Here is a 22418-nt window from a genome sequence, read left to right on the forward strand (position 1 = left end):
TTCGGGACTGGCGGGTCAATCGCCGGGCCGTAGGGTGATGTTGGCGCAGAGTCCCGCGCCAACATCCTTGTTATATCAAACGTCGGCGAAAAGATCCTCTGCACCGCGCATCGCCAGATATTCGGCCTGACTGATGGCACCGGCGCTCCCGATCAACTGACGATAGGATTCGTAGCTCTCCACGATGCGGCGGCCCATGTCGTCGTCTTCCGCCACGCTGGCGGTCACTTCAAACGACACGCGGGACAGTTCGTCCCAGACATCATCAGGCAGCTTGGACGGCGTGATTCCGGATTCCTTTTGTAGCTGCACCAGCGCAAGGCTGTTATTGCCGTAGAAATCGGCCGTGTGCAGGGTCAGTTCCGCGTCGGCAATCGTCTCGATCAACACGCGATCCTGCTCTTCGAGACTATTCCAGAAATCCAGATTGAACCCGATAGAGGCCATCGTGCCTGGTTCGTGGAAGCCGGGATAGAGATAGTTCGTCAACAGTTTTTGCAGACCGAAGTGCAGGTCGTTATACGGACCAACCCATTCGGTTGCATCAATCGTGCCTTCAAACAGCGCCTCGACGATGCCGCCACCGGGCAGCACGACTGCGTTCGCGCCCAGACGGCTGATGACCTGCGCACCAAGGCCAGGCATCCGCATGGTCAGACCTTCGAAGTCAGCCATGCTTTTGATTTCCTTGTTGAACCAACCGCCCATCTGGATGCCGGTCCCGCCACAGGCAAAGGATTTTACATTAAAGTCGGCGGCAAGCTCATCCCACAGTTCCTGACCGCCGCCATATTTGATCCAAGACGCCTGCTCTGGCGTGGTCAGACCCAATGGAACGGTCGTGAAGAAGTTGAAACCGCGGTGCTTGCCCTGAAAGTAATATTCAGCGGCGTGGTACATCTCAATTTCGCCATTCTGGGCAGCATCATGCACCCCAAGCGCAGGAACCAGCGAACCAGCCCAATAGGTTTCGACATTCAGCCGCCCATTTGACCCGGCATTAATCGTCTCGGCAACGCGCGCGGCACTATCGGCCAGCCCACCCAGACCTTCTGGCCATGAGGTCGCAAGGCGGATCGTACGCGGTGCGCCTTGTGCGATCGCTGGTGTGGCCAAAGCTGCTGCTCCGGTCAGCGCAGCGCCCCCCGCCAGCAGCGCACGACGGCGCGACATGGGGGTCGGTTTTGGTTGCTTGTCAGCCATCATCTTTTCTTTCGATCCATAAGTCATTGGGACAACACTTTCTGGCGACCAAGGAAGAACGCCGCCTCGCCAATCTCGCTCCAACCGGCGACGTCGCCGATGAAATACAGGTAGGCATCGCCAATATCCGCGCCCAGATTGCCCGATTCGATGATGTCGAGCATGACGGTATTCGATGCGGCACTCTGAGCATCCCAGATATCCTGCGGCATCACTTGGGTGGTTACAGACCGACCAGCCTGTTGCAGCGCCACGGCGGATTTATGCATCGCTGTGTTACGGTTATTCCCGTGTTCCGCCATGATGCAACGTTCCAGAAGCAGTTTTTCAGAGTCCGAGAACCCTTCCCACGTGCCCAGATTGAACCCGACCGACAAAGCAGACGACGGGCGACCCGCATTCGGCGCGGTCATGTAAGGGAAAGCCCCCAGCAGACCGGCATCGGACATCTGCGCCACGTTCAGACCTTCGAACACGTCCAGCGCATTCACGTCTGTGCCGCTTTGGCGGATATCAACCACCTCTGCCGCGCCTAGCGCCCGCATGACCTGCGTGCCAAGACCCACAGAGCCAACCCGCCGACCAGCCAGATCTCCCGCTCCGGAAATCGGGGATTTTGACCACAGCGGCATCGGGCCGTCATCGCCTGCCATAAAGGATTTGATCCCATATTCCTCGCCCAGAATATCCCACATAAAACGGCCATCCGAAACGATGATCCAGGATTCCAGCTCGCTCGGGCTCATCCCAGCGGGCATGGACGAAAAGATCCCAAAGGCAGCGTTGGTGTCGACAAAGGACTCTTCTGCGGACAGATAAAGATCCGCCTGTCCGCCTGCGACGGTGGACAACAATCCGCTTGACTGGGTCGACGACACGGTCTGCACGTCAAGCTGAATGGCCCCGCCGGTGGTGCGAGCGATACGCTGTGCCAGTGCTTGCGCTTGCGCCGGTCGGTCGCTGACAAGGCGCAGCGTCCTGGCGCTCTGCGCCTTGACGGATGTCCCCGCGACCACCATGGCCCCGAACCCGGTGCCGAGTAATGTTCTGCGTTTCATATCAAGTGTTCCCTCACTTGCGGCTCAGAGTTCGGCGCTCCCGAATACTCGAACCAAATCAAAATAGCGTTCGTCACAGACTGCTTAGCGCAGCCAGATTTCAACACGGCGATTACTTTCGCGGCCATCAGCGGTCTCGTTGCAACCAACCGGTGCCAGTGGACCATAGGACGACACGGCCATCCGACCAGCCAACGCATCACCGCCCACGGCAGACACAAGCGCGTCACGCACACCAGTTGCACGCAGCAATGCAAGACGTTCGTTCAAGTCAAATCGACCCACATCATCGGTGAAGCCAATGACAAGAATGTCACGATTTCGCGCCGCCGGGCTGTTCAGGAAAGAGACCATACGCTGAACGTCTTCCAGCGATTTGTTGTCCAACTGCGCAGACCCAGAGGTGAAGCGGAATGTTGTCGACAGACGCTCTGCCGTGGCCAAATCGCGCGAGAAGTTCTGTACCAGACCCAGCGTACCGTTGTTACTTGCAGACAGGATGGCCGAGGTCATACGTGTCCCTTGCAAGCTGATTGGCTGGCTCTCAATACTCTGGTCAATAAAGCCGGCATTGGAAATCAGCGCCTGCGCTGCGGGCGAACTGATATAGTCAATGAACTGGCGCTTGGACGCAGATTGTGAACCATCGTCGAGATAGGCAAAGATACGTTTGCTGAGCGGGTATTCCTCTGCCTTAATCGCGAAATCCGTGGCATAGGCCAGCGGCCCACAGGACTGCCGGATCGGCAGAACGTCGGCGGACCCGGTTTCAGACAGGTTGGTAATGGTGATCGCCGTTTGATCCTGCGACACAACACTCACCGCCTGAGACGTGCTTTCGGCCCGTTCTGCACTACGGCGCAGACGGACACGGTTGGGTTCAAGCACCAGCTCATTGAACACTGTATCGGTCGAAGAACCTTCGATCGGCAGCAGCATCCGGATTGGCAGGTTGTCCCCCCCCAGATCGGACCAGTTGCTGATACGGCCCGATGCGATCAGTGCCAATTCTTCCAGCGAAATCGCCCGCACAGGGTTGTTGGGGTGAACGATCGGCACCAGCGCGTCCAGCGCGATAATCCGTTCCCTGCTCACGTCGCGCAGGTCGGTACCGCCTTGCGCCACTGCGCGCTCGGCCACGGATGCAGGCACCGCTGTACTGGTGATCGCCAGATCCGCCTGACGGTTCAGCAGCGCGCCAAAGGTATCATCGGCATCCTGCACGGATACGGTCACCGTACCGGCCTGCGTATTCGTGTTCAGGTTCTGGATATCAATCCGCGCGACAACACCGCGCTGATCAGGAACCGAAAGCCCCATCAGATCCCGCGAAGACGCGAATCCATTTACCATTGTCTGCAACAGCGATGCCGTTTTCGGCTCGGTCACAGCAACGGACATTTCCAGGTTTGTTGTTGTTTGTGGACATGCGGCACCGGTGCATTTCGTCGCAGAGCGCGACAGGCGCAACTGGCCGATGTCTGTGTCTAGAACATAAGTATCATCATCAAATGACAGCAGTTCCCCCGAAATGGAAACCGCGTTGTCGTTACTCGAAATCGTCACTTCCTCAGCACCGGCCACGAATGGCGTCAGCGCAATGCAGGCAGCAAATGTCAGCGTTTGTCGTAGATACTTCATAAGGTTAACCTCAATGGTGATATGGCACCCCTCCCGCGGGGGCAGTCTTCACATGCAGTGGGCGGTATTCCGCCAATCTGGCAAAAAGATGATACAATTGCGTCAGGGAATACAAAATTAATGAAATGTTAATTATCTGAATTGGGATGATTTTCTGTGGCGAAGCGACATGAATGCTACAATAATCATAATTTATATCGGAATCTCTATGACTTAGAGGCCGCGTCGGTAATTTTCCCGCCTCTCAAAAACAAATATTTATGGCATTGCTGATTCATTGCGAAATGTGCCCTTTTTGCGACCCTACTGCCGCAGCCGGGCTAAGATTCCCGCGCCAAAAACGCGACCAGCGCGGCGGTCGGCGTTGACCCGCTCAGATGGTTGCGGCAATGCTCCGCTAAAATCAGGAGACCAGAATGATCATCGGACATATCGGCGCACGCGCAGGCAGCAAGGGCGTACCAGGCAAGAATTTCCGGATGCTGCACGGTAAACCGCTGATTGATTGGTCGCTGGACCAGCTCTTTGCATCTGATCGGGTTGATCACGTCGTGGTCTCCACTGATTCCGAAGAGATCTACGCCCATGCGCTGCAGCGCGGTTGCCTTGATATCGGGCTGCGCCCGGCGGAACTGGCCACCGATACTGCCGCCAAATGGCATGTCTGGCAGCACGCATTGGGCGAGGTCGAAAAACAAACCGGTCAGGCTGATGCTTTCCTTGATCTCGACTGTACCTCACCGCTGCGCCTGCCCGAGGATATCGTGGCCGGGTTGGATCTCTTTGCCAGCGCCGCGCCGGATATGGTCATGTCCTGCTGTGAAAGCCGCAAAAATCCCTATTTCAATATGTTGGAAACGGATGCGCAGGGTGGGCTGCATGTATCAAAGCCCCTGCCCCATGGCGTTGTAGCCCGCCAACAGGCACCGATGGTCTATGACCATGTCGGCCTCGTCTATGTGGTCAAACCCGCCTATCTGCGCAGTGCCAAAAGCCTGTTTGACGGTCACGTGATCCCGCTGATTGTCCCGAATGAACGCGGGCTTGACGTGGACAGCCCCTTTGACTGGGAGGTGATTGATTTCCTGATGGGCCGTCAAATCGCCCAGGGCCTGCGTTAACGCCAGCCCTGCCAGGGTTTCAGCGCCGCTTGTTTCGCAGCAAAACTTTCTGTCAGCGCGTCCGCGTCGTATTCATTACGAATCCAATCGTCGATAGCGATTGGCGCATTGGCGTTTCGCGCTGCGTAAACGTCAAGGAAATGATCCAGAACACCCGTCGCCGTGCGGCGAATATGGATATAGCGAAACCCCAGCTGCTGTCGCGCGACGGCAAACGGCACATTTTCCTGCACCATTAAATAAAGCGCGGCTGCCAGCCCTGTCCGATCCGCGCCCGATTTACAATGCATAAGAAATGGCCGGTCAATATCATCGAAAATCCCCAGCAGCTTGATAAGGACTTTCTGCCTCGGCGCCTGTCTGGCCGACATCGCGCAATTCACCAATTTAATACCCAGCGCCGCACAGCTTTCCTGTTCTAACTGATAAGGCGGTTGCTTCTGTGCACCGCGCAGGTTCAGCACCGTCTTAATGCCAAGGGCCGCATACTGCGCAAAACGATCATGGGTTGGCTGGTTCGACCGAAACGCACCCGGCGCGAATTCATCGAAATTATGCCAGTACACACGTAGAATGCCGTGATCGCGCCATCTCACATGGCGCAATGCCTGCTTTCGGACAACCGGATCTGACAGATCCAGCGGCGGCTTTTTCGCAGGCTTCCCCGCAGAGGTGTCAGATGGTTGACGTGACATCAAAACCCAAGCTCATCATTGCGCGCCTCACTTGGACCAACGCGCCGCACATTACAATGGCCGGGCGTTGCTCCGCTGCGTCAAACATCCTAGATGTCACGTTAACAACGCATCAAGGAGCCTTCCTATGGACATCGCAGGACGCAAGATCGGGCCGGAACACCCGCCTTTGCTCATCGCCGACATCGGCATCAACCACGGTGGCGATCTGGCCGTCGCCAAGGACATGGTGCGCCTTGCCGCGGGTGCCGGGTGTGAGATGATCAAACACCAGACCCATATCATCGAAGACGAGATGACCGAAGAGGCCAAACAAATCTTCCCACCCAACGCCGATGTGTCGATCTGGGACGTGATGCAGGCCTGCGCTTTGTCACGGGACGACGAAAAGGCGTTGAAAGAATACACTGAATCCTTGGGCATGATCTGGATCTCGACTCCGTTCAGCCGGGCCGCCGCGGATTTCCTCGCCGAGATTGACGTGCCCGCCTTCAAGATCGGCTCGGGTGAGGCGGACAACCTGCCGCTGATCCGTCATATCGCACGGCTGGGCAAACCGGTGATCATGTCGACCGGCATGCAAAGTATTCAAAGTATTCGCGCCTCTGTCCAAATCCTCGAAGACGCTGGTATTGAATACGCGCTGCTTGAATGCACCAATCTTTACCCGTCCCCCCCTGAAATCGTGTCATTACAAGGGGTAACGGACCTTAAAAACGCGTTCCCCAATGCGGTTGTTGGTTTCTCTGACCATTCCATCGGCCCTGAAATGGCGCTGGCCTCCGTCGCGCTTGGTGCCTGCATTCTGGAACGGCATTATACCGACACGCGCTACCGCAAAGGGCCCGATATCATCAACTCGATGGACCCGTCAGAGTTGCGCCACATCATCGACCGCTCTCGCGAAATCCATATCGCGCTGCATAACCCCAAAGAACGGACATCCGCCGAAGAAGCTGTCTACCGCTTCGCCCGCGCTTCTGTCGTGGCGGATCGTGACCTGCCCGCAGGCCACGTGATTACCGAAGCTGACATCTGGGCGCGCCGCCCCGGATCAGGTGAGATTGCGGGTTATGATTTCGACAAAGTTCTGGGCAAAACGCTGACCCGCGCAGTGACGCGCAACACACAGCTGAAATGGGCTGATCTGGATGGCTAAGGCGCTGACCCGCGCCGATCTGGGCATCTGGCTGATCAACCTCGACCGCGACGCGGACCGGCTTGCCGGTATGCAACGGCAGCTTGATGCAATGGGGCTGAGCTACACGCGATTTCCTGCGATCTATGGGAAAGACCACGTCGACGAATTGTCCAAACGCGCCGATGCGCAGGCCTATGCACGGAATATGGGCAGCCCGATCCTGCCCGGCAAGATGGGCTGCTACGCCAGCCACATCGCCGTGTGGGAGGCATTTATCGCAAGCGACCACAAGGTGGCCCTGATCCTTGAGGATGACGTGGTTTTTCACGATGATTTCCTCGAAAGCCTCGACACCGCGCTGGCCGGTGCCGCCCATTGGGACACGCTGCGTTTCAATTGCATCCGGGCAAAACTACCGATCAGCCAAGGCAAGCTGGGGCGCTACACGTTGAACGCCTATGCAGGGCCGTTCACCGGCAACGCCGCCTATCTGCTGCACAAGGATATCGCGCAGCGCATTCTGCCCAACCTCTGGCCCCAGACACGCGCCTTTGATCATGAACTCAACCGGTTCTTCCGCCACGATTTCCGGCAATGCGGGCTGGAACCTTTTTCCAGCCACGTGGATGACGGCGACGTCAGCTCGATCACCGGCACCGGCTTTGCGCTGGTCAAGAAATTCAAATGGTATAAACGGCTGCCGCATTACCGATTAAAGGCGGCGAACTATTTCCGGCGGGCGGGGTGGCTGGCTCGCAATCGGCGGCTTTGGCCAAAGCACCACCGCCTCGACAGATGACCAGTTCGGAAATTCACCAGCTTGGCACAGTGAAGGCACCACAGGATTGCTTTGGTCGCCGAGACGCACCGCCGCAAGCAGTCATCAAAGATGATGCCTTCTGGGACAGATATGACTGCGACACGCTGATCTACGACACGATCTGGGATGCGGATCGAAAGCGTCTGCGTCTTGTCATGCCAAAGCCTTTCAATTTTGCAGATCCCCTGCTGCAAGGTCGCTTTTGCATCGACGATCAGCCCGTCAAGCCCCGGCTGCACAAATTTCAACGCTTCGACCTAATCGATTTCATGGCAGAGCGCGCGGATAGGCTGAACCTGACAACCGCCGATACACAAATCAATATCCCGATCAGCAGCGCCCAGCCCAACCGTTTTGCGGGGCGCAATGTCATCTACACGATGATCCACAATGATGATCTGGCGTGGGTTCACGATTGGGCGCTTGCGCATCAGCGCAATCACGGTGCCGACGCCGTGTTGATCGCCAATAATGGCAGTACCGCATATACTTCGGACGCACTGGCGGCGACCCTTGCCACGGTTCCGGGCATCGCAGTCGCCGATGTGCTCGAAGTCCCGCTGCCCTATGGTCCAACCGGCGGGGCCAGCACCGCATTGGGCAATGCGAAATTCCTGCAAACCGCCTGCCTGAACCTCGTGCGCGATCGGTTCTTTCAGCAGGCGCGCGCGGTGCTGCTGTGCGATGTGGATGAGCTCGTGACCGGGCCCGACGGGCAGAGCATTTTCGACGCGACTGTGCAATCGCTCACCAAATACAAACCCTTCACCGGCGTCTGGCGCTATGCCGATGCGCCCGCACCAACCATCCGCCATGCCGACCACATCCTGCGCCACCATACGAAAAAGATCTGCGCCAGCAAATACTGCATCGTTCCGGACAGCTTCTTTGGCCGCATGTGCTGGTCCGTTCACAGTCTGGAAAACGTCAACCGGCGCATTTTCCGGCCACGCAATCGGTTCCAGTTCTACCACTGCCGCAGCATCAGCACCTCTTGGAAAAATAACCGCCGCGCCACGACAAAACACGGGTGTGAACCTGACCCCGCGACAGAGGCATTTATGCGCCGGACATTTCCGCCCACATAAGATTTTGATGTACACGTCTTGCCCAACCCAAGATGAGAACATATCATGAACATATGGCGCGACTCGATCTCTCTCAAAAGCTTGCAATTCTCAGCGATGCGGCCCGTTATGATGCCTCTTGTGCGTCCAGTGGCACGTCGCGGCGTGACAGCCGCGATGGCAAGGGGCTGGGCAGCACCGAAGGATCCGGGATTTGTCATTCCTACGCCCCGGATGGGCGCTGCATCAGCCTGTTAAAGATCCTGATGACCAATTTCTGCATCTATGACTGCGTCTATTGCGTGAACCGTGTGTCCTCCAACGTGGCGCGCGCGCGGTTCACCGTGGATGAGGTCGTGCAGCTGACGCTCGAATTTTACCGGCGCAATTATATCGAGGGGCTGTTTTTATCCTCTGGCATCGTGCGCTCTCCCGATGCCACGATGGAAGACATGGTGCAGATCGCCCGCCGCCTGCGCGAGGTGGAGCATTTTCGCGGCTATATCCACCTGAAAACCATCCCCGATGCAGCGCCCGAACTCATTGAACAGGCGGGGCTTTACGCCGACCGGCTGTCGATTAATGTGGAATTGCCGACCGATGGCAGCGTCAAAGCCTTCGCCCCTGAAAAGAATCCCGCCACCATTCGCAAGGCAATGGGCGACGTGAAATCTCGCAAGGAAGAGGCAGGCGAGCGTAGCCATACCGGCAAACGCGGCAAGCGGTTCGTGCCGGCTGGCCAGTCCACCCAGATGATCGTTGGGGCCGATGATGCGTCTGATGCGACGATCCTTGGTCAGGCGACGCGGCTTTACGGTGATTATCGGCTGAAACGGGTCTATTATTCAGCCTTCTCACCGATCCCCGATGCATCGGTGAAACTGCCGTTGATCAAGCCGCCCCTGATGCGGGAACACCGGCTTTATCAGGCGGATTGGCTGCTGCGGTTCTACGGGTTCAGCGTTGATGAAATCACTGCCGGGCGGACAGACCGAAACCTTGATCTGGATATGGACCCAAAGCTAGCTTGGGCGTTGCAGCACCGGGCGCATTTCCCGGTTGATGTGAACCGCGCCGACCGCGAAATGCTGCTGCGCGTGCCCGGTCTCGGCACAAGGACCGTCGGGCGCATCCTCAGCACCCGCAGACATCGGCGGCTACGGTATGATGATCTGTTGCGCATGGGGGCCTCTTTGAAAAAGGCGCAGGCGTTCATCTGCGCGGCCGACTGGACACCCGGCGGGCTGACCGATGCGCCCCGGTTGCGCGCCCGCTTCGCTCCGCCCCCCGAACAACTGCAGCTGCTCTGATGTATACCGTGCCACTTCCGCGTATTGGCACCGATCTGGCTTGGCGCGATGCGGCAAAGCGGCTGATCGGCGCGGGTGTCCTGCCGCAGGATGTGCTGTGGGATTATGATGGGGACATGCCCGCGCTATTCGCCGCAGACACCCCCCTGCCCGACTATTCCCGCCCCGTCAGGGCCCCGCAAAGCTTTGTCGAAATGGCCAATGTGATTGTCTGGCACAAGGACCCGCAACGCTTCGCCCGGCTTTATGCGCTGCTCTGGCGGTTGCGGCACGAACCCGGTTTGATGGCAGACCGTGCTGATCCAGACCTGTCGCGGCTGCGCCAGATGGAAAAGGCGGTGCATCGCTGCAAACACAAAATGAAAGCCTTCGTGCGCTTTCGCGACCTGCGACAGGGGGGCGACCGGCGCAGCTTTGCCGCTTGGTTCGAACCCACCCATCACACGGTGGAACCGACTGCACCTTTCTTTGCCCGGCGCTTTGCGGATATGGACTGGATGATCGCCACCCCGGATGTGACCGCGCAATTCATCGACGGCAATCTGACCTTCCACCCCGGCCAGCCCAAGCCCGACCTGCCAGAAGACGCGGCAGAATCCCTCTGGGGCACCTATTTTTGCAATATCTTCAATCCCGCCCGGCTGAAGGTCAGCGCGATGACCTCTGAAATGCCGCGTAAATACTGGAAAAACCTGCCAGAATCGCAGCATATCCCCCACCTGATCGCCAATGCCGAAAAGATGGTGGACGCCATGCGCGACCGTGCGCCGACCCTGCCAAATCTACGGGCCGAACGGCTTCAGGCACAGCGGCGCAAGAAAGATCCGGACAGTCCTTAAAAGGACAAAAGCGGTCGATATTTTAGTCGGATTTTACGGGTCGGTAAGTCTTGGGCTCTACGCTCGCCCTGACGATGCAACAGTAAGAGAAACCTGATGCCGACCGCACTGGACAATAAGTTACAGAAATTCGATCTCACCAACCTTGATCACCTGAAAGAAGCCGGGCGGCACCTGATCCCCGTCTTGGATGATGTCCTGTCTCAATTCTACAAGCGGGCCTTGGCGGACCGTGCAACCGCTCTTTTCTTTCCCCAACCCTCGCAAGTCGACCGCGCACGCAATGCCCAGAAAAAGCATTGGGAGCTGATACTCAGGGGTGATTTTGGCCCTGCCTATGTCGCTTCAACCGACCGGATCGGTCGCACCCATGCCCGGATCAACCTCCCACTGGACGTGTACCTGTCGGCCTATGCCTGCGCCGCTGCCAATCTGACCGAAATGCTGCTCCGGCGAATGCCGAAAAAGCTGTTTCGAAACAACGGCAGTCATCAGGCGAAACTTGTGGGCGCGCTACAACGGGCCTTGATGCTGGATATCGACCGCGTCGTCGATATCACCTTTACCGTATGGGGCGAGGAACAGAAAATCGCCTTTGATTGTCTGGGCACCGCAATCGATGAACTGGCGACGGGCAACCTCAGCCATGTGATCCCCGGACCAGAACAGGGGCATTACCCACAGCGCTACGACAACGTGCGCGTCAAGTTCAATAATGCAGTGGGCCAGCTCGCCGCGATGATCCAGCAAATGGCGACATCAATGAAATCCCTGTCGAAACTCACAAGTGATGTCAGCAAATCCACCAATGACCTATCCAGCCGCACGGTCAGCCAAGCTGCATCACTGGAAGAAACAGCCGCAGCCATGAACCAGATGACCGCCAGCATCGCGTCATCCTCTGAAAAAACCACCGAAACCAGTAAGGTTGGCAAACAGGCACAAGGTGAGGTCAAACAAGGCGCGGATGTGATCGCACAGGCTGCCACTGCGATGGAATCAATTCAAAAATCCTCTGAAAGCATTTCACAGATCACCGGAATGATCGACGATGTGGCCTTTCAAACAAACCTGCTGGCGCTGAATGCTGGGGTCGAGGCCGCACGCGCAGGCGATGCAGGCAAAGGGTTCGCGGTCGTGGCATCCGAAGTGCGGGCGCTGGCAGTGCGATCCTCTGACGCGGCACGTGAAATCAAAACGCTGATCGAAACAAGCGGGCGCAGCGTCGGCGAAGGCGTCGATCTGATCAAACAAGCCGATGCCTCTTTCGCGGGGATTGTGACCAGCTTTGGCAGCGTCACGGACCTTGCAGATGATGTCGCTATCGCGTCCCGCGAACAATCCCGCGGGCTGGATGAAATCAACACCGCCATCACGGATATGGATCGGATCACCCAGATGAACGCCGGCATGGTGGAAGAGACGATGCGCGCCATGCAAACCATGCGCGAACAGGCTGCGGAACTGGGCAAGCTCATCGATCAACTCAAGCTGCCGCATCCCCAACACGGTGCACAGGCCCGCGCTGCATAAGCAAAAGGGGCGGCGCGCGCGCCACCCCAGTTTTTTAACGTGCATCAGGCCGGACCGCGACAGGTCCCGTGGGCCGCAAACAAACAGAAAGGACTTATCGTTCTGAACAAAGCCCGTGAACCGGCGCAGCAGTTGGTCAGGACGCAGCGAACAACCCGCGCGACGTATCGCGATTGTTCAGCAGCACGCAGCGGTAATCCGCATTTGCGTTCCGCGAAATCCGCGCGATTTCCGCATTCATCTCGGATTGCTTGGCCATGTTACCAAAGACATCCTGTGCATTTCGGACGCCCTTTTCGGCAGCAGCCTCAAGGATCGCGCGATCCACGTAACGATGTGCCCGCGACGCGCGGGCCTGTGTGGCCTCTGTCGACCCGGCAGGCGCGCAGGCATAGGTTCGTTCCGTCACCTGGTCTGCACTCATGAATGTCACCTGGGTCCGGTCAGGATAGGCCTGCCCCCTGATCCCAGACATGTTACCACAGCCCGCTACAGACAGGGCTAAAACCGCCACTGCCGAAAACCGCAAATACGCCATGTAGATACTCCGCGTCAGAGCAGAGCCGCCTTGGCCCGGTCAGAAATCAGCGCATAAACTTGCCTGATTTTGTCTCTGACCGTTAAAAACGCGCCCCGCTTCAGGTATTGAAAAGAAAGTGCATGATGTCACCGTCCTTGACGATATACCCTTTTCCTTCCGCGCGCATCTTACCTGCTTCCTTGCTCGGCTGTTCCCCGCCGAGTGCTACGAAATCGTCATAAGCAATTGTTTCGGCGCGAATAAACCCACGCTCAAAATCGCCATGGATGACCCCCGCCGCCTGCGGTGCGGTGGTGCCTTCCTTGATGGTCCAGGCGCGGGCCTCTTTCGGACCAACCGTGAAATAGGTCTGCAGATGCAAAAGCGCGTAGCCCGCGCGGATCAAGCGATCCAACCCGGCCTCTTCCAGCCCCATTTCGCCCAGGAACATCTCTGCCTCTTCGGCGTCCAACTGGCTGATCTCTTCTTCGATCCGGGCGCTGATCACCACATGGGAATTGCCTTCAGCCGCCGCCATCTCCGCCACACGGGCGGATTGGCTGTTGCCCTCTCCGGCGCGGTCCTCTTCCACGTTGCAGACGTACAGCACCGGCTTCGTCGTCAGTAGCTGCAACATGCGCCACGCCTTGGCATCATCGGCATCTACATCCACTACACGGGCAGGTTTGCCATCTTCCAGCGCCGCCTGCGCCATTTTGAGCAACCGCTCCTGCTGCACCGCTTCCTTGTCACCTCCGCGCACCTTGCGGACGATATTCTGCATCCGCTTCTCGATGCTTTCGAGATCGGCGAGCATCAGCTCGGTCTCGATCACTTCGGCATCGGCCACAGGGTCCACACGGCCATCCACATGGGTGATGTCGTCATCTTCAAAACAGCGCAACACATGGGCGATGGCATCGCATTCGCGAATATTGGCCAGAAATTGGTTGCCCAGCCCTTCGCCCTTTGATGCACCTTTGACCAGACCCGCAATATCGACAAAGGTCATCCGCGTCGGGATCGTCTGTTTCGACGCGGCAATACCCGCCAGCTTGTCCAACCGCGCATCCGGCACCGCCACATCGCCGACATTGGGTTCAATCGTGCAGAACGGAAAATTGGCGGCCTGCGCCGCTGCGGTCCGTGTCAGCGCGTTGAAAAGGGTCGATTTGCCCACATTCGGCAGACCCACGATACCCATCTTGAAACCCATAGCGGCTCTCCTGTCATTCAGGGGGCTTCTATGGGTCTACGTTTTGCGCTGCAAGCGCTTCGTCACCAGATGCCCAAATCCGATCGTTCAACAACGGGTTGGGAAACAATTCAGCATTGAAGCGGTCAAAACCCTTTTGCTCAAGAAAAGTCAGCGTATCACCAAACAACGAGCGCCCCAGGCCAACGGCATTGCCTCTATCGGTAAATCCAAGATAGGCCAGCAATGTCGGGTAGACATCCATCATGCTTGCTGGGCGGTCAATCACTGTTCCCGGTAGCACAAATGGCTGATCAGCTCCCACGGTGTACATAATCACCGTATTCGCACGTTCTTCAAACGGCACTCGGGACTGAATAAACGTATCATGGTTCAAATGGTCCGAGACGAGCAGAATTACCGTAGGCCGGTCGCCATGGTTCGCGACTATATGCTCCAGAAACGTATCCGTATTTCTTAATGTGCAAGTGATCGCCGAAGATAAATCCGGTGCGAGCTCCGGCCGCCCAGATTCTGTACAATTGCTCGACAACAATGCACTGCTGCCATGCGGACCGTAGGTTTCGACAATCATCAAGAGTGGTTCCGATTCAGCAACCCGTTCAGAATAAAAACTTTTCGCGGCATCTAAGACGACTTGATCGTCAAGAATGGGTCCAATACTTGTAAAATAAAAACCTGCCGAGGCCTGCGAGTTCAACATCGCATCGTAATCAATGACGTTATTCAAACGATGGGTATCTAAAAAGTGGCTAAACCCACCAAATTCTTGGATACCCCCGAACAAGAAGAAATTATGATAGCCCAATTCTGCTGTGACATCGCCCAAACATGTATGTGCAGCCAAGAACGAAGTCTGCTTGGTAAAGTTGTTTCCGGTGCGAAATCCGTTGGGCAAAAGCGGCACACCGCATTGCGTGGCCGCCATCCCTGCAAGTGACCACCCCGTTGCGCGCACTTGCCTCACCTGCGTGAAAGACACGCCCATCTGAGCATATTTCTCAAGCGGTGCATAGATGTCGCCAAACAATTCGCGCCGGCCATAAGTCCGTTCCAAGCCCTCGAGATACACAATAACAATGTCAGGCAATACCTTTGGGGGCGTCACAATTTCTAGGCGCGACAGCCGCATATGCAGATCGTTTTCAACCTCTGTGGCCCCAAGATACGACACACCAAATCTCAAAAGTGGATTCAGCGCTACCAATGCAATAAATGCCACTGCATAGGTTAGCATTTGTCGACCAAACAAATTTCCAATCGCAAAGCCCGCAAAAACGATAATCGCAACCGCTGCGCTCCCTTCGATCACTTCAGTCTCGAAGCCACCAAGTGTTGCCCCCTCCACACCGAATTGCGCGTGGAAAACCAAGGCCAGCACGTCAAATCCCCCAAAAACTCGAACTAATATGGCGAATGGCAAACAAATTAGTCCCGCGAGTACGACGAACCAAAAGACTTTAGGTGGCCGTTGCCAAAGCTCGGCACCGGCCAGCATTATGACAACAAAAATGCTTAGGGCGGTCGCTTCCAAAAAGTTCTCACCCCAAATATATGGATTAACCAACAAGACGAGCGCAATTACAACCATGACAATGATCGCACATGTTGCGATCACTTTTTTGAACAGCCGTAGATCAGTATCTTTCATGATGCCTCAAAAGCTTATCTAAGGGCCAAGAGTGGCTTAATACTGACCGCAACCCTGAACGTCCATAGTTCACGCCTAGCCTTTCAGGCCATAAGGTACCACAGAAATTTCAGGCCGATGTTGATTTCCCCCTCGCAAGCACGCAACGCCATCACCGCCAATCCCGAGATCAGTATCCTAGCCCCCGCGCGACACGAGCGCGACAGATATCCCTCCCTAGTCGTGTTATCCCATAAATCGCAATGCGCATGTCAGCGCCATATGGCCAAGCGAAGATCATAGTCTGTCGTCAGCTCAAGATTGAAAAGATCAAGACCCTTTTCCTCAACGAGCGTGGGTTCAACACCGAAAAGCGATACTCCCAAACCAGCCCGCACATCGCGATCCCCCAATCCGAGCAAGTGCAAAACGGTTGGATAGATATCGACCATAGAGGCGGGCCGATCAATGACTTTCTCCGTCGGGAAATGCGGGAGATCCAAGCCGAGAAAGATAACAGTATTTGCACCAAACAAGGTGCTTTCCTCGGTTGCATCATATCTACTGTGGTTCAAATGATCTGACTGCACAATGATCAAAGTTGGACGCCCGTCGCGACGTTCCTTTATCGCATCCACAAAAGGCAATAGATTTGCAATCGTACAGGGAACAGTAAGTGCGAGGTCACTTTCACGAACAGCTTGCTGGTCCTCTGTGCAATTTCGCGAAAGAAGTCCAGATTTGCCATGCGGGCCGAATGTGAACAGGCTCATCGCAATTGGCTCTGATTTTCCCACCCGCGCATTATAGTAGCGTAGCGCCGCGTCAAAGATCAGTTGATCATCCAAAATACCATTAATTGTGGCTCGGTTGAATGTATCCCTGTCATACCACCGTTCCAAAATATCTTTGTAGATCAAATCATCATACTGATGGGTCAGCAAAAAATGATCCTGCCCTGCAAAATCAATATTCACTCCGACAAAATACGCAGATCTATACCCCTGATCGGCAAGCTCATCCGACAGGCAGCGATGCGCGCCCAAAAAATGTGTCTGCTCTTGAAAGTCATTGATCTCAAGCAGACCATTTGGCAACAGTGGCAAGCCACATTGTCCCGCAACCAATCCGCCCATTGACCAACCCGTCCCTTCGCTTTGCAAGACTCGCGTCATAGTTATGCCTTCAGACTGCAAGGCCAGAATCCCGTCATAGGCCGCACCATATTGATCTCGATTAGAAAAGCTGCGGTCCAATCCTTCGAGATAGATTGTTATGACATCAGGCTTTACAGATAGGTTTAAGATCGAAGGTGTCGCCATACGAGCGACAAGGTCACTCGCGACCGAAGGTCGAAATGCCGCATTTAGCACCCCAACTGTCAACGGGTTGATCAGCGCAAGCACCAAAGCTGCCAACCAAGATATGTACCAAGACGCTTGGCGCAGATTGCGCAACCAATAGACAGACAGCACCAAAACACAACAGGAGACAAGTGCATCCTGTGCGTCATGCGCGAGCATCCAAGGATCTATACCCGTCACTCCGAATTTCAAATGATGAAGAACCGCAAACAGATCAAATTCGCCAAAACTACGCGCCGTCGTGATGATCGGAACTGCAAGCAATGCGACCAGTATCAGCGGAACAATATGTCGATCGGGCAGACGCCAGATACGACGTCCACCTAGAACGATCACGAAAATGCCCAGTAAGGTTGCGAAAGACGCAATCGGTTTGACCCTTATTGAAGGCATTGAAATCACAAACAGAGCCAAGGCACACAAAATGAGAATGAACGTCACTAAAATTCCGTTGCGAAAGCTCGCCATAGCTATCCTTTAATATAAAAATAAAAATCCATATTTTCGATAAAAAATCTCCCCCTGACAGTCAAGCCAAAGCTGGGCAGCGCTTGCCCCATTGATTTTCAGCGCCCTTTCGCGCAGACCCATCCTGAAATCATGACACGGGGACAGGTATGAGTAGAATCGACGCAAAATTTGCGCAACTGCGGGCCGAAGGGAAAAAAGCCTTTGTAGCCTATGTTATGGCTGGTGACCCGGACTACGAAACCGGGCTGGAAATCGTCAAAGGCATGCCCGCCGCGGGTGTCGATATCATCGAACTGGGCATGCCCTTTACCGATCCGATGGCCGACGGCACCACAATCCAGCTTGCCGGGCAGCGGTCATTGGCTGGCACGCAGACACTGGAAAAGACGCTGCAATATGCCCGCGAGCTGCGCAAATCTAACGACACCACACCCATCGTCATGATGGGCTATTACAACCCGATCTATTCGCGTGGCGTGGACAGGTTCTTGGCCGACGCAAAAGAGGCGGGCATTGACGGTCTGATTATCGTCGACCTGCCCCCCGAAGAAGATGAAGAACTTTGCATTCCCGCGCAAAGGGCCGGGATTAACTTCATCCGGCTGGCCACCCCCACCACCGATGATAAACGCCTGCCCAAGGTGCTCGAAAACACATCGGGCTTTGTCTATTACGTGTCGGTCACCGGGATCACCGGCACAGCCGAGGCGCAGGCCGCCGATGTCGGCCCCGAGGTCGCGCGGATCAAATCGCAGACCGACCTGCCGGTGATCGTGGGCTTCGGCATCAAAACCCCCGACGCCGCCGAAAGCATTGCCCGCATTGCGGATGGTGCAGTCGTCGGCTCGGCCATCGTGGACCGGATCGGCAAGGGCGAAAGCGTCACCGACGTGCTGGCTTTCGTGAAAACCCTCGCCGACGGCGCGCATCGGGGGTGAACGACAAGGCGGATATCGCACTCAGTCAATCTGTCCCGCTGACCGGGCTGGTCGAATACTTTTACGGCACGGCAGGCGCGGTTTTCTATCGAAATTTCGCGCTTTTCGCCATGATCGCCGTACTGCTGCTCGCGACCGAAGCCCTGCTACTGCGCAATTTCGGGCTATCGGCGCTCTTGTATATGGTGATTGGTCTGGCTGCGGCCTTGCCGATTGCCTGGGTCGGTCATCGCACCATTCTTTGCAACGAAGACTTCAAACCGCGTGATCTGATGTCGCAACGGATCATCCCGTCACGCCAGTTCCTGCGGACATCGGCCCCCTTCCTGCTGCTTGTGGCAACGATCTATGGATTGGTGACTCTCGCGTTGCTTGCCGACGAAACCTCCGCACAAGAAGGGCTGGCGATCTCCCTTCTGCTGGCGCTCCTGTTCACCAAAGTCTTGAATTTCTACTTGCTCGGGCGCTTCGGCTCTGCGCTACCGGCAGCCGCAATCGGTGGGGATGCCGGATTATCCAAGGCCGCGGCACGCAGCAGAAAACGGCGCTGGTTCATCGTACAGAACATCCTGATCGGCCCGGTGCTTTTCAGCTGGGGGATCGGCAAGATACTGAGTTGGCTGGATGCGATCGGACTGCAAACAACGGTGCGGAACGCCTACGGAAGCCTCGACATCACGGGCGCTGCAATAGGCTATCTGCTGCTGCTGGCGGATATCTTCGCCATCCTCCTCCTGGTGGCAGCGCTTTGCCAAGCCTACACCAGTGGCGAGGCGATCCTTGCGAACAAGAGCGCTGACAGGCCCGCTAGCTGACCGCCACTGCCGCGCCACCGATCTTCACCGACAACCCCCAAAACCGCCACATCAGCAGTACCGCCGCGACGGCCAGCCCAACCACCAGCCCAAGCCACAGGCCCAGCCCGCCATAGCCCAGCGGAAAGGCAAGCACATAGCTCGCAGGTAGCCCAATCACCCAATAGCTGATCGTGGCCATATACATTGGCACGGTCGTATCCTGTACGCCACGCAGCAGGCCCAGCGCCATCACCTGGGCTGAATCGACCACCTGAAACAGCGCTGCCACCATCACCAACCCGCCGCCAGCGATCAAAAGGGCCTCGCGCTGTGGCTCGTCAGGGTCAACGAAAAGGGACACCAATGTCTCGGGGATACTCAGGAACACAGCAGAGGTCAGCACCGCAAACACAGCAGACAGTCCAATCGCCGTGATCCCGCCCCGGCGCAGCGATGGTTCATCCTGCCGACCCAGCGCACGGCCCGCCCGCACAGTAGCCGCCTGCGACAGGCCGATATGGACCATGAAAGTTATGCTCGCAAGCTGGATCGCAATCCCATGGGCGGCCAGCGACACCTCACCAATCCAGCCCATCATCACGGCAGAAGCGCTGAACAAACCTACCTCCGCGAAAGAGGTCAAACCAATCGGCCACCCCAAACGAAACACATGACGCATGATTTCCGTATCGCTGCGCCAGAAATTCCGCAGCAGCTCGAACTGCGGCAGTTTGCGGACTGCATAAATCATCAGGATCAGCACTGTCGTGATCGTAACAGACAGTGACGCAATCGCCGCCCCGCGGATACCCAGTTCGGGCGCGCCCCAATTCCCAAATATTAGCACATAGTTGAAGAACACATTCATGACTGCCATGCCAATGGTCGACCACAGAATGATCGCCGTATATTCCAATGCGGCAAGAAAGGACTTCATCGTCATCACGATCAGCGCCGGGATCATCTGCCAGATCACGATCTGCAAATAGACATGGGCCAGCGCGGCCACGTCCGGCTCTTGCCCCATCGCCAGCAGGATATCCTCGGCCCAGAAAAACGGGATCGTCACGAACAACCCATAGATAATCGACAGCCATAGCCCCATCCGGGTGACGCGGCGCACCTGCACCTCATCATCTTTTTCGACCGCAGCGGCCACCAACGGGGTGACCGCCTGACCGAACCCAGCCCCGACGATGAAAAAGACAAAAAACATGGTGTTGGCGATAGTCGACGCGGCAAGCGCCGTCACATCATACCAGCCCAGCATGATCGTATCGGTCATGTGAATCGCAAACTGAGCCACATTGCTCAGTATCAGCGGCATTCCCAACACCCAGATCGCCTTGGTGTGGTCCATATATGTTCGGGCAATCTTTTGCATAGGTCGAGCCTTAGGCCCGAATTGCCGCGTGGTAAAGACGTAATCAGAGGTTGCGCAGCACCAGCTGCGTGGCAAGGATCACCACGATCCCGCCCGCCATGATCTGGGCCAGCGCAAGGGCCCGCGCAACGCGGGCATCACCCACGATATTCAGGGCACTTTCGCGAAACCCAACCGCTGCAAGGGCCGCCAGTATCGTGATACAGGCGGTCCCCAGCCCCATCACAAAGGCGCCAATGATCCCGGCCCAATCAATTCCCAGCGCGCGGGTCAGGATCAACAGAAAAATCGCGCCGGTGCAGGGGCGGATCGCAATCACGCAGATCACCGCAAGCGCATCGCGGACCGACCGCACACTGGCAGCCTGTTCGACGCTTGGTCCATGGCCATGGCCGCATGAACTGCAAACGCCGTCATCATGGTGATGATGGTCGTGATGGTGATGCGACGTGCGCGGCCGTAAAAGCCGCAGACCCCGCACCACAAGCCAGACACCGATTCCGCCTATCAACGCATAGCTGAGCGGCGCAAGCACCTTGTCGGCCAGCCCGGCCATCTGCAAGCGCCCCCAGCCAAGCACCATGACCGCAAAATAAACCAGAACCACCGCCGTCGCGGCCTGCGCAAGTGACGATAGCAGCGCCAGCCCCACCAGCCGGCGCGCGGGCACCCGTGCGCCCACTCCGTAACCGCCAATGACCAGCTTGCCATGGCCCGGCCCGGCGGCATGTACAAACCCATAGGAAAAACACAGGCCCCACAGGCTTAGCAGTGCGCCCGGCTGCCCGGCGCGCAGCGCGCGCAAAGAGGTGGCCATCGCGTTCTGCACATCGCGCTGCAAAAGCGTGGCCAGACGGCTGACCTCATCCGCGCCGCCAAAGCCCCAAAGCCAGACAGCCGCAGCACCTAGCAATGTCAGCACGATCAAAGCGGCGCTGCGCATGTCACCGTGACCGTATCTGCAAACGCCTGTCCCACCTCTGGAAATTCTTCATCCGGACCAACATCACTGGCCGGGCGACCATACAGCAGCTCTTCCACCGTGGTATAGGCCGCGTCCAGATTGGCGGGGGTGACAGTGACTGTGCAATCATCGCGGCCTTCGATCACGACCGGCCCTTCCAGATCATAGGCCACATAGTAATGCGGATCATAGGCGAGCAAGGTCAGGGGCGCGTTCCGATCCGCAATCTCAGCAATCGGGCGCAGATGCACCTCGTAGAACAGACCGTTTTCAAAGGTCATACGGTGATTGCGCTTTTCCGCCAGCGGCAGCACGGTTGCACCCTGCACGACTTCCAGATCGCCGGTGTAATCCGCAGGCCAGGCCGTGATCTGCTCATCCAGCAGCGCCTGTTCGTCGGCGGTCAAAAGCATGTCACCATCGGGATCAAGGCCCAGATCGGCAGTGACCAGCAACGAAAAGTACTCGTCGTAATACCATTGCAGGCGCACGCTGATCTCGCCGCTGTCATCAAATACCACGGCCATTTTCGTCCGGACAAAGACATGCGGATGCGCCGCCAGTTGAGCGGGGGCCATCAGAGCAGCGCAGAGAGTGAGCCAGCGGAACATGCGGTTTGAATAACGCTCTGTTAATGCGCGTACAATGCACAATGTGAACCAGTCGGGCCACTGTGACGCACCCGTGATCGCAGGGTGGGTCAAGA

General features: G+C 56.8%; 20 protein-coding genes. 9 read left to right on the forward strand and 11 right to left on the reverse strand.

Features of this window, described 5'->3' with window-relative positions; translation table 11 throughout:
* Positions 1-75: 75 nt before the first annotated feature.
* The 3 genes from ACJ5NV_RS14350 to ACJ5NV_RS14360 all read right to left on the reverse strand — a co-directional run bounded on the left by ACJ5NV_RS14350 (position 76) and on the right by ACJ5NV_RS14360 (position 3902).
* Complete coding sequence (locus ACJ5NV_RS14350) at positions 76-1203, reverse strand: TRAP transporter substrate-binding protein (protein WP_411644768.1); 1128 nt, start codon at positions 1201-1203, stop codon at positions 76-78.
* 23 nt (positions 1204-1226) lie between these two features.
* Entirely contained in the window at positions 1227-2261 is a 1035-nt protein-coding gene (locus ACJ5NV_RS14355; RefSeq protein ID WP_411644769.1) for a hypothetical protein, read from the reverse strand.
* Between the two features lie 84 nt (positions 2262-2345).
* Positions 2346-3902 (reverse strand): phosphate ABC transporter substrate-binding/OmpA family protein, encoded by a 1557-nt coding sequence (locus ACJ5NV_RS14360; protein WP_411644770.1) that lies wholly within the window; start codon positions 3900-3902, stop codon positions 2346-2348.
* Between the two features lie 416 nt (positions 3903-4318).
* On the opposite strand from ACJ5NV_RS14360, the gene ACJ5NV_RS14365 reads away from it, so the two are divergent.
* Positions 4319-5023 (forward strand): acylneuraminate cytidylyltransferase family protein, encoded by a 705-nt coding sequence (locus ACJ5NV_RS14365; RefSeq protein ID WP_411644772.1) that lies wholly within the window; start codon positions 4319-4321, stop codon positions 5021-5023.
* Here ACJ5NV_RS14365 and ACJ5NV_RS14370 read toward each other — a convergent pair.
* Entirely contained in the window at positions 5020-5718 is a 699-nt protein-coding gene (locus ACJ5NV_RS14370) for a fused DSP-PTPase phosphatase/NAD kinase-like protein (protein ID WP_411644773.1), read from the reverse strand. The genes ACJ5NV_RS14365 and ACJ5NV_RS14370 overlap by 4 nt on opposite strands.
* Positions 5719-5845: 127 nt before the next feature.
* Here ACJ5NV_RS14370 and ACJ5NV_RS14375 point away from each other — a divergent pair, with 127 nt between their 5' ends.
* The 6 genes from ACJ5NV_RS14375 (at position 5846) to ACJ5NV_RS14400 (ending at position 12428) form a co-directional block, all read left to right on the forward strand.
* Positions 5846-6877 (forward strand): N-acetylneuraminate synthase family protein, encoded by a 1032-nt coding sequence (locus tag ACJ5NV_RS14375; RefSeq protein ID WP_411644775.1) that lies wholly within the window; start codon positions 5846-5848, stop codon positions 6875-6877.
* Positions 6870-7658: a glycosyltransferase family 25 protein gene (locus tag ACJ5NV_RS14380; protein ID WP_411644777.1), complete on the forward strand. Its 789-nt coding sequence runs from the start codon at positions 6870-6872 to the stop codon at positions 7656-7658. The genes ACJ5NV_RS14375 and ACJ5NV_RS14380 overlap by 8 nt, the downstream gene beginning before the upstream one ends.
* The gene (locus tag ACJ5NV_RS14385; protein ID WP_411644778.1) at positions 7655-8767 is read left to right on the forward strand and encodes a hypothetical protein; all 1113 of its coding nucleotides are present in this window, start codon (positions 7655-7657) and stop codon (positions 8765-8767) included. The genes ACJ5NV_RS14380 and ACJ5NV_RS14385 overlap by 4 nt, the downstream gene beginning before the upstream one ends.
* A gap of 53 nt (positions 8768-8820) precedes the next feature.
* Positions 8821-10056: a putative DNA modification/repair radical SAM protein gene (locus ACJ5NV_RS14390; protein WP_411644779.1), complete on the forward strand. Its 1236-nt coding sequence runs from the start codon at positions 8821-8823 to the stop codon at positions 10054-10056.
* Entirely contained in the window at positions 10056-10895 is an 840-nt protein-coding gene (locus ACJ5NV_RS14395; protein WP_411644780.1) for a TIGR03915 family putative DNA repair protein, read from the forward strand. Before ACJ5NV_RS14390 ends, ACJ5NV_RS14395 begins: the two co-directional genes overlap by 1 nt.
* Before the next feature lie 96 nt (positions 10896-10991).
* Complete coding sequence (locus ACJ5NV_RS14400) at positions 10992-12428, forward strand: methyl-accepting chemotaxis protein (protein ID WP_411644781.1); 1437 nt, start codon at positions 10992-10994, stop codon at positions 12426-12428.
* A gap of 136 nt (positions 12429-12564) precedes the next feature.
* Here the strand turns inward: ACJ5NV_RS14400 and ACJ5NV_RS14405 are convergent, their stop codons facing one another.
* The 4 genes from ACJ5NV_RS14405 to ACJ5NV_RS14420 all read right to left on the reverse strand — a co-directional run bounded on the left by ACJ5NV_RS14405 (position 12565) and on the right by ACJ5NV_RS14420 (position 17626).
* Positions 12565-12852: a hypothetical protein gene (locus ACJ5NV_RS14405; protein ID WP_411644782.1), complete on the reverse strand. Its 288-nt coding sequence runs from the start codon at positions 12850-12852 to the stop codon at positions 12565-12567.
* A gap of 214 nt (positions 12853-13066) precedes the next feature.
* Positions 13067-14164 (reverse strand): redox-regulated ATPase YchF, encoded by a 1098-nt coding sequence (gene ychF / locus ACJ5NV_RS14410; protein WP_411644783.1) that lies wholly within the window; start codon positions 14162-14164, stop codon positions 13067-13069.
* Between the two features lie 28 nt (positions 14165-14192).
* Complete coding sequence (locus ACJ5NV_RS14415; RefSeq protein WP_411644784.1) at positions 14193-15815, reverse strand: sulfatase-like hydrolase/transferase; 1623 nt, start codon at positions 15813-15815, stop codon at positions 14193-14195.
* 251 nt (positions 15816-16066) lie between these two features.
* Entirely contained in the window at positions 16067-17626 is a 1560-nt protein-coding gene (locus ACJ5NV_RS14420) for a sulfatase-like hydrolase/transferase (protein WP_411644786.1), read from the reverse strand.
* A gap of 149 nt (positions 17627-17775) precedes the next feature.
* Between ACJ5NV_RS14420 and trpA the strand changes: the two genes are divergently transcribed.
* Together trpA and ACJ5NV_RS14430 are read left to right on the forward strand one after the other, a co-directional pair.
* Complete coding sequence (gene trpA, locus ACJ5NV_RS14425; protein WP_411644788.1) at positions 17776-18567, forward strand: tryptophan synthase subunit alpha; 792 nt, start codon at positions 17776-17778, stop codon at positions 18565-18567.
* Positions 18564-19382 carry a hypothetical protein gene (locus ACJ5NV_RS14430; RefSeq protein ID WP_411644789.1) on the forward strand — a complete coding sequence of 273 codons (819 nt, stop codon included), beginning with the start codon at positions 18564-18566 and terminating at the stop codon, positions 19380-19382. Before trpA ends, ACJ5NV_RS14430 begins: the two co-directional genes overlap by 4 nt.
* Here the strand turns inward: ACJ5NV_RS14430 and ACJ5NV_RS14435 are convergent.
* The 3 genes from ACJ5NV_RS14435 to ACJ5NV_RS14445 are packed head-to-tail and all read right to left on the reverse strand — an operon-like array spanning position 19375 to position 22416.
* On the reverse strand, positions 19375-20748 hold the full coding sequence (locus ACJ5NV_RS14435; protein WP_411644790.1) for an MATE family efflux transporter: 1374 nt from the start codon (positions 20746-20748) through the stop codon (positions 19375-19377). The genes ACJ5NV_RS14430 and ACJ5NV_RS14435 overlap by 8 nt on opposite strands.
* Positions 20749-20791: 43 nt before the next feature.
* Entirely contained in the window at positions 20792-21691 is a 900-nt protein-coding gene (locus ACJ5NV_RS14440) for a nickel/cobalt transporter (RefSeq protein WP_411644792.1), read from the reverse strand.
* Positions 21673-22416, reverse strand: coding sequence for a DUF1007 family protein (locus ACJ5NV_RS14445; RefSeq protein WP_411644793.1), 744 nt, complete (start codon positions 22414-22416; stop codon positions 21673-21675). Before ACJ5NV_RS14445 ends, ACJ5NV_RS14440 begins: the two co-directional genes overlap by 19 nt.
* Positions 22417-22418: the final 2 nt, after the last annotated feature.

Origin of the sequence: Loktanella agnita, from assembly GCF_046640325.1 — a bacterium.
Classification (GTDB): Bacteria; Pseudomonadota; Alphaproteobacteria; order Rhodobacterales; family Rhodobacteraceae; genus Yoonia; species Yoonia agnita.